The following is an 8494-nucleotide window of genomic DNA, read 5'->3' on the forward strand; positions in this document are numbered from 1 at the left end:
AATAGAGTTAGCATGTTATCAAGCCATTGGCTGGCAATAACCCCAGACAACGCACCCACTAACACACCTATATTGCCACCTTGAGCAATAATATCGGCAAACTGGCTTCGTTGAATATTACCCATCGTTGCCACTAACCAACATATATAAATTACCAATGCGATAGTGGTTCCAGTAATAATCGCTTTAACGATGGTTTTGGCATCTTTACCGTAATATTTGACTAAACTTGGCACATTGCCGTGATAACCAAAACTGGCTAAGCCAAATGGAATCGCGGCAAGTAAATAAGGCAGGTAACGCGATTCACCATCAGGCGACACTAGCTTTATGGTATCGATATCGATTAATAAGTTACCAATAGCCAAAAAGAAAGTAATCACCATGCCGCCAAGCATGATTGTGGTGATACGGTCGACCGCTTTAGTACTAATAAATACCACCAGAGCCAACACTACCGCAAACACTAATCCGGCTACGCTCTGCGGTAGGCTTACGCCCAATGCAGACAGACTGTGATTCACAATCGAACCACCACCGCTGATGTAAGCATAGGTTAAAATATATAACACAAACGCAATCGAAACGCCGTTAATCACCCGCCAGAACTGCCCCAGAGTCACCCGAGTTAAGGTGTCAAAACTGTCACCTGGTTCAAAATGCAAATTGGCTTCTAATAACAATAAACCCGACATTAGCATGCAAAACCAAACGCCGAGTAACATCGCGATAGAATAGCCAAACCACATTCCAGCACCAACAACGGGTAACGAAAACATGCCTGCACCCACAGTGGTTCCGGCAATAATCATCGCCCCACCCAATACAGATTTACCGCTGGTTCGATGCTTGGCAGCATTCATATGATTAGCCATTATTGTCCGTGCTCCGCTTCCACACTATCAACAATGGTTTGTCTTACTAAAGAGCTGAGTAATTTATTAGCGTTATCACGAATTCTGATCACTTCAGCACGATGTTCGTCGCTGCATAAATAGCCCAATTCTTTCAATTTCACACTCAGGGTGTTATATAATTTTTTGTCATAAAATTCTGGTGCAGTAATACCGTGCAGCGCGCCTAATCGTTGGGCTAACAAATGGCTATCGCGTTCCAGTTCTGAGCGCTCAAGATCAGGTTTTATTGCCAGTAAATTAAAAATAATCGCATAACGTTGCAACGTTTCACTGATAGTTTCGGCTAACAATAACACTTGGGTAATATGACGAGGCGTTATCTCAAATTGATCGCTACCTGTCAGTAAACCTTGTTCAAGCATGAAATCTAAAATGCAATCTACATGTTTAGGCACATCATCAATGCCCATAAAGAGTTCAGCTTTAAGCAATGGATAAAAGTCCATTACAATGGCATGAATTCGCTGACGGTCGCACACATCATAATGCACTAAACAACTGGCAATTAATGACGGAAGCGCCATTAAGTGAATAATATTGTTACGGTAATAACTCATGGTGATGGCAATTTTTTCATCAACAGAAATGATTTCGCCAATAAGATCTTTGGTACTGACAAACTTATTTAACGACAAACAATGATCAACAATTGACTTGCCATTACCTTCTGCCACTGAGGCGTATTCGGTATAAGGCACTGTTTTAAGTAAGGCTAAATACAAATCAAGCTGACGCTCTAACTGGCTTCTTTCTAACGCATTTTGCTCTGACGCTAGTAACACTAAACTGGTCAATGTTACTGAGCTGGCTGCGGCAGCGCCATTGATATTAGTCATTACACGGTTAGCTAATAAATTAACTGATGGCGTAAACCAAGAAGGTTTTTGATCAGGATCTTTAGCTAGCTCATCACGCCACTCTGGCGCCTGCTGATTTAAGAACTGTTGTAAATTAATCGGCTCACCAAAATTCACATAACCTTGGCCAAAATTGCCTAACTTACGAATAGCACCAAATACCTGCCAAACTGATTCTTTTTTCTTTTTCTTACCGCTTAATTCTTTGTGATACGTCGCCACTTCCATCACATGGTCATAACCTAAATACACGGGTACTAAGGTCACTGGGCGCTCTATCCCACGTAGCACACTATTAATTGTCATAGCCAACATACCGGTTTTAGGCGCTAACAAACGTCCGGTACGCGAACGGCCGCCTTCAGTGAAATACTCGACCGCATAACCCTTAGCAAATAACTGATCTAAATATTCACGAAATACTGCGGTATAAAGTTTATTACCATTAAAACTACGACGGATAAAGAATGCACCACCACGGCGGAACATCGGCCCTGCTGGCCAAAAATTAAGGTTAATACCGGCAGCAATGTGCGGCGGAACCATGCCCTGATAATACAAAATATACGACAGTAGCAAGTAATCCATATGACTACGATGGCATGGAACGTAAACAATTTCATGGCCATCATGATGTAACTGTCTTACTTGTTCGGCACCTTTGATATTGATACCACTGTATAATTTGTTCCATAACCAAGTCAGGAAACGTTCGGCAATACGCACCAAACTGTCAGAATAGTCGGCGGCAATTTCATCAAGGTATTCAATGGCGGTTTCACGCGCTTTCTCGACCGTTACTTTCTTATTCGCAGACTCTTCTTCAATGGCTTTTTTGATAGATTCTGATTTTAATAAAGAGGCAAACAACGCTTGTCGATTAGGTAATTGTGGCCCTGTCATCACTTTGCGTTGACGGCGGAAATGCACTCGGGCGACTCGGGTTAATTTGTGAGCAATTCTTTTATCAGTACCATGTTCATCGGCCATATGACGAAGCGATAGTGCATTAGAAAACTGGACGAAATTATGGCGTCCTAAAAATAAAATCATTAACCATTTACGTAACCACGTAGGGTTTTCACGTTCAAATACTGCAGCTTTCATGCTGTCTTCTTCTTTACCGGGTGTACGTCCCCAATAAAGGCAAACAGGAACCAACTGTATATCTAATTCAGGACTCTCACTGTGAAGAGACAATAAGCTGGTAAAATAATTAAGGAATTTGTCACCACTTTCACGTTTACCAAATAGTGGTTTGCGGCCCTCTAAACAGACCACACGAGGCACGGTTAAGCCATCAAGCTGTAATGGCTCATAAGGACTGGGCAGACCAAAGCCCTCGGTGATTTCGCTCAACGCAGCAATATCGCTAATAGATTCCGTTTTCATTAAATAAACCAAAGGTTTAGTTGGATCTATATTGAGGTCATCAAAAGGATCGTGAGGGACCACAATGGTCTGTACCATCCACTTTTGAATCCATCTTAATGCTCGTAAAAATATTGAATCTGGTTTTGACATGGTTATTTTCGCAACATAAGCCACTGTAATATTGATGTATAGGATACCAGAAACCACCCTGCTTACACTATCAGACCGATCTATCTTTACGCTTAAGCTCTCACTATCAGAAATAACATAAGACAGAACATTAGTAATAGTTAACTAAAACATATTGTTGAGTGATACTTAATCAACAAAATACAAAAAATAGTTGGTTAATACTTGCGCGAACATAAACACTGTATATAATGACAGTCACTGTATAAAAAGACAGGAATCATCATGAGACCGTTAACGCCGCGCCAAGCAGAAATTTTAGACTTAATTAAAAACAATATCGCCGAAACAGGTATGCCACCCACTCGTGCTGAAATTGCGAATCGTCTTGGCTTTAAAAGTGCTAATGCCGCCGAAGAGCATTTAAAAGCATTAGCCAAAAAAGGCTTTATCGAGATCATGCCTGGTACCTCAAGAGGCATTCGTTTACCTCATGAAGAACAGGTTGAAACCGGTCTGCCACTGATTGGGCAGGTTGCTGCTGGTGAACCAATTTTGGCTCAAGAGCATGTAGAGCAATACTATCAAGTCGATCCAAACATGTTTAAGCCCGCCGCAGATTTTTTGCTGCGAGTGCGTGGTGACAGCATGAAAAACATCGGAATTTTAGAAGGCGACTTACTCGCTGTACACAAAATGCAGCAAGCACGTAATGGCCAGGTTGTTGTGGCACGTGTTGATGATGACGTCACCGTAAAACGATTTGAACAAAAAGGTAATGTGATTTATCTGCATGCCGAAAATGAAGATTACAATCCGATAAAAGTAGATTTAAGTTGCCAAAGCCTAACTATCGAAGGGCTTGCCGTTGGCGTTATCCGTAATGGAGATTGGTTATGAACAAACTAATGGGCATCGCGCCACGCCACCCGGGCTTATGGGTAGATTTAACTGAAACAGAACTGCATGGCACCCAAACCATTCAAACATTAAAAACTGTCACTCAAGGTGAAGCTGAACTGAGCCAATTGTGCAGCCAGTTAGCGATATTGAGCCAGCAAGGCAGATGGATTGTATTAATTAGCCCGCCCCATATTGGCTATAAACATATGCTGGCAAGTGCTGGTGTAAGAATGGATCGCATTTTACTGGTGCACACCAAAGATGAAGTCGAAACATTATGGGCCATGGAGAAAGCGCTCACTAGCGGTACATCGAGCGCAGTAGTGACTTGGACAAGCTCACTTGATGCTCGTGATAGTCGCCGTTTAGAAATTGTTGCTAAAAGTGCACGTGCATTAGGGGTGGTAATTGAAGATGTGAATGCTCACTTACCTCACAAACATCAACTTGTTAGCCCTACTTTAACAAATGGAACAAGTAATTTTTGCTCATTTCACTAAGCACGAACCCTTCATTACCAAGCCCTGTATTGAATTCAGGGTTTTTTTTCATCTTTTTTCAGCCTATTAGCCAACAAAGTGATCTTGATCAATGTTTAATCTACAAGTAATGTGGTTAACAAGGATGAAACATTTTTTATCTTTAATTGGACGTGAATGACAGTAATCAAGATTACTTTCAGACAAATGATCCAAATCAAAATTGATAAGTTCAGTCGTAGGTACAAGCGTGGTGCACAGCTAACAATAAAACCGTAGACCGTCTGTTTACAGCCACCAAAGTACTTTGAGGTCATCAAACTTTTTTCGGGAACCGAAGAGTTTGCATAGAGCAGAGAATTACTGTGTGACTCTTCTTTGTAGTTGCTATTTGCAATTAGCAGAGGAGTAGTCTTGTGAAGCAATGGTTGTATTGTTTACTGGTTGTGTTTGTAGCACTTCCGCTTGGGGCAACAGAAATGCCCCTCAACATGACTCAAGGCGTGACAGATATCAGTGGCAAGGTTTACGACCTCCATATGACAATTCTTTATATCTGTTGTGTAATTGGGTTAGTGGTGTTTGGGATCATGATTTACTCAATGATTTATCACCGCAAATCAAAAGGCGCTGTCGCGGCCAATTTTCACGAAAGTACCAAAGTGGAAATTGCTTGGACCGTCATCCCTTTCATCATCTTAATCGGCATGGCTATTCCAGCCACCAAAACCTTGATTGCTATGGAAGATCCCAGTGATGCTGATCTCACCATAAAAATTACTGGGTCGCAGTGGAAGTGGCATTACAGCTATTTTGATAAAGACATCGAATTTTACAGCACATTATCCACCCCCAGAGCTCAAATTGATGGCAGTGAGGCCAAAGGAGAACATTACCTCCTCGAAGTCGATAAGCCATTAGTACTGCCAATTAATCAAAAAGTGCGCTTCTTGATGACATCTGATGATGTTATTCATTCATGGTGGGTGCCGGCGTTTGCCGTTAAAAAAGATGCCAATCCAGGCTTTATTAACGAATCGTGGACCCGCATTGATAAACCCGGTATTTACCGCGGCCAATGTGCCGAATTATGCGGTAAAGACCATGGTTTCATGCCGATTGTGGTGCAAGCATTATCGGAGGCCGATTTTGATAATTGGTTAGTGGAGCAAAAACAACTAGCAAGCAATGCTGCTGCAGCCGCTGCGGCATCAATGTCTAAAACCTTGTCTCTTGAGGAGCTAACCTCACAAGGTGAGCAAATCTATATTGCTAGGTGCGCCGCTTGTCATCAACCCAATGGCGCGGGTCTTCCTGGTGTATTCCCATCATTAATTGGCAGCCCTATCATAAAAGGGCCTGTTGAAGATCACCTGAATATCGTCTTAAACGGTAAACCAGGAACCGCAATGCAAGCCTTTGCAAAACAACTTAGCGCCCAAGAAATTGCCGCAGTAATTACCTTTGAGCGTAATGCCTGGGGCAATAATAGCGGTGATGTAGTTCAAGCTGCTGATATAGGCAACTTTTTAGGCAGTAACGAGGCAAGCACCGAACCAAGTAAAGCAGTAACCGATGCAGCAAATACTATTGCAGCAACGACAACTGACATTACCGATGCGGTTACCGCAAAAGCCAATCAAGCTGTCGAAGCCGTAGCAGAAGCTGTTGTACCAGAGGATCTGCCCACTTTAACCTTGGAGCAATTAATTGCTGAAGGTGAGCAGGTTTATGCTACGACATGTGCTGCGTGTCACCAAGCCACTGGCGCAGGTTTACCTGGCGCTTTCCCTTCACTTATTGGCAGCCCTGTTGTTACCGGACCTGTTAGCGGACATATCGATATCGTTATGCACGGTAAACCAGGAACCGCAATGCAGGCATTTAGTGGTCAACTTAGCCCTCGCAAGATGGCGGCGGTGATTACGTATGAGCGCAATGCGTGGGGCAATAATTCTGGCGAGGCGGTGCAACCTGCCGATGTCGCTAGCCATGGACAGTAGGGGAAAACAATGAGCACAACAACGCACGATACACTGGCTACCGCTCATGATGATCATCATCACGGGGCTCCGAAGGGGCTAATGCGCTGGCTACTCACCACTAACCATAAAGATATTGGATCGCTATATTTATGGTTTAGTTTCATTATGTTTCTTACTGGCGGCGCCATGGCAATGGTCATTCGAGCTGAATTGTTTCAGCCTGGATTACAGCTAGTAGAGCCTAACTTTTTTAATCAGATGACCACAGTTCATGGTCTCATCATGGTATTTGGGGCGGTGATGCCCGCTTTTACCGGATTAGCTAACTGGTTAATTCCAATGATGATTGGTGCGCCAGATATGGCACTACCGCGAATGAACAACTGGAGCTTTTGGATTTTACCCTTCGCCTTTGCCATGTTATTAGGTTCGCTATTTATGGAAGGCGGCGGTCCTAACTTTGGTTGGACATTCTACGCCCCGCTCTCAACCACCTATAGCCCTGACAGTACCGCCCTATTTGTTTTCTCCATTCACATAATGGGAATAAGTTCGATAATGGGCGCAATTAACGTCATTGTAACCATTGTAAACTTGCGAGCTCCTGGCATGACATGGATGAAGTTACCTTTATTTGTGTGGACCTGGCTTATTACCGCATTTTTACTGATTGCGGTAATGCCAGTGCTCGCAGGTGCGGTCACCATGGTATTAACCGATAAGTTTTTTGGTACTAGCTTTTTTGATGCAGCAGGTGGTGGCGATCCGGTGATGTTCCAGCATATTTTCTGGTTCTTTGGTCATCCCGAAGTTTACATCATGATTTTACCGTCCTTCGGTATTATCTCCGCGATAGTACCAACCTTTAGCCGTAAAAAGCTGTTTGGTTATTCCTCAATGGTTTACGCCACTGCCAGTATTGCCATTCTGTCATTTTTGGTATGGGCACATCACATGTTTACCACTGGTATGCCTGTTTTTGCCGAATTGTTTTTCATGTATTGCACCATGTTGATTGCCATTCCAACCGGGGTGAAAGTGTTTAATTGGGTCGCAACAATGTGGCGTGGTTCTATGACATTTGAAACCCCAATGCTGTTTGCTGTGGCATTCATTATCCTGTTCACCATTGGTGGCTTTTCGGGTTTGATGCTGGCAATTACCCCTGCGGACTTCCAATACCACGACACTTACTTTGTCGTAGCTCACTTCCATTATGTACTGGTTACTGGGGCGATATTCTCCATTATGGCGGCGGCTTATTATTGGCTGCCTAAATGGACCGGCCATATGTATAACGAGACCTTAGGCAAGTGGCACTTTTGGTGTTCGGTAATATCCGTCAACGTGTTGTTTTTCCCAATGCACTTTCTAGGTTTAGCGGGTATGCCACGTAGGATCCCCGACTACGCTGTACAGTTTGCCGATGTGAATCAAATTGTGTCGATTGGTGGCTTTGCATTTGGTTTATCTCAGCTAATTTTCCTTGTTGTGGTACTCAAATGTATCAAGGGTGGCAAACCCGCTGGAGATAATCCTTGGGAAGCAGCCGAAGGCTTGGAATGGTCGATTGCCAGCCCAGCGCCATATCACTCGTTTACCACTCCACCGGAGATTAAATGAGATGACACAGCCAACAAAATCAAATCGTAAGCTATTAATCATCCTGATTGCCGGGTCAATTGGTATGTTTGGGTTTGGTTTTGCGCTGGTACCGCTTTATGACGTGCTCTGCGATACATTGGGGATTAATGGAAAAACCCAAAATAGCGCCAGTAGTTATGAAGCGGTGGTGGTTGATAAAAATCGGACCGTAACCATTGAATTTGTGACTCAAGTTCAGTCAGGTA

The 8494-nt window shown here is 43.3% G+C and carries 7 protein-coding genes; 5 read left to right on the forward strand and 2 right to left on the reverse strand.

Annotated features, from left to right (window positions below; all coding sequences use genetic code 11):
* Together CXF78_RS07790 and plsB are read right to left on the reverse strand one after the other, a co-directional pair.
* The coding region (locus CXF78_RS07790; RefSeq protein WP_102036451.1) for an aromatic amino acid transport family protein at positions 1–875 on the reverse strand (875 nt) is incomplete at its 3' end.
* Positions 875–3298: a glycerol-3-phosphate 1-O-acyltransferase PlsB gene (gene plsB / locus CXF78_RS07795; RefSeq protein ID WP_102036454.1), complete on the reverse strand. Its 2424-nt coding sequence runs from the start codon at positions 3296–3298 to the stop codon at positions 875–877. The genes CXF78_RS07790 and plsB, both read right to left, overlap by 1 nt.
* A 264-nt stretch (positions 3299–3562) precedes the next feature.
* On the opposite strand from plsB, the gene lexA reads away from it, so the two are divergent.
* The 5 genes from lexA to CXF78_RS07820 form a co-directional block, all read left to right on the forward strand.
* Positions 3563–4177 carry a transcriptional repressor LexA gene (lexA, locus tag CXF78_RS07800; protein ID WP_059745867.1) on the forward strand — a complete coding sequence of 205 codons (615 nt, stop codon included), beginning with the start codon at positions 3563–3565 and terminating at the stop codon, positions 4175–4177.
* On the forward strand, positions 4174–4680 hold the full coding sequence (locus CXF78_RS07805; RefSeq protein ID WP_102036452.1) for a cell division inhibitor SulA: 507 nt from the start codon (positions 4174–4176) through the stop codon (positions 4678–4680). Before lexA ends, CXF78_RS07805 begins: the two co-directional genes overlap by 4 nt.
* A 395-nt stretch (positions 4681–5075) precedes the next feature.
* Positions 5076–6662 (forward strand): cytochrome c oxidase subunit II, encoded by a 1587-nt coding sequence (gene coxB, locus CXF78_RS07810; protein ID WP_102036453.1) that lies wholly within the window; start codon positions 5076–5078, stop codon positions 6660–6662.
* A 9-nt stretch (positions 6663–6671) separates the two neighbouring features.
* Positions 6672–8267, forward strand: coding sequence for a cytochrome c oxidase subunit I (ctaD, locus tag CXF78_RS07815; RefSeq protein WP_011635747.1), 1596 nt, complete (start codon positions 6672–6674; stop codon positions 8265–8267).
* A gap of 1 nt (position 8268) precedes the next feature.
* Positions 8269–8494, forward strand: a 226-nt coding sequence (locus tag CXF78_RS07820) for a cytochrome c oxidase assembly protein (RefSeq protein WP_180957086.1), incomplete at its 3' end; no start/stop codon positions are given.

Origin of the sequence: Shewanella sp. 11B5, assembly GCF_002836795.1 — a bacterium.
In the GTDB taxonomy this organism is placed as follows: Bacteria; Pseudomonadota; Gammaproteobacteria; order Enterobacterales; family Shewanellaceae; genus Shewanella; species Shewanella frigidimarina.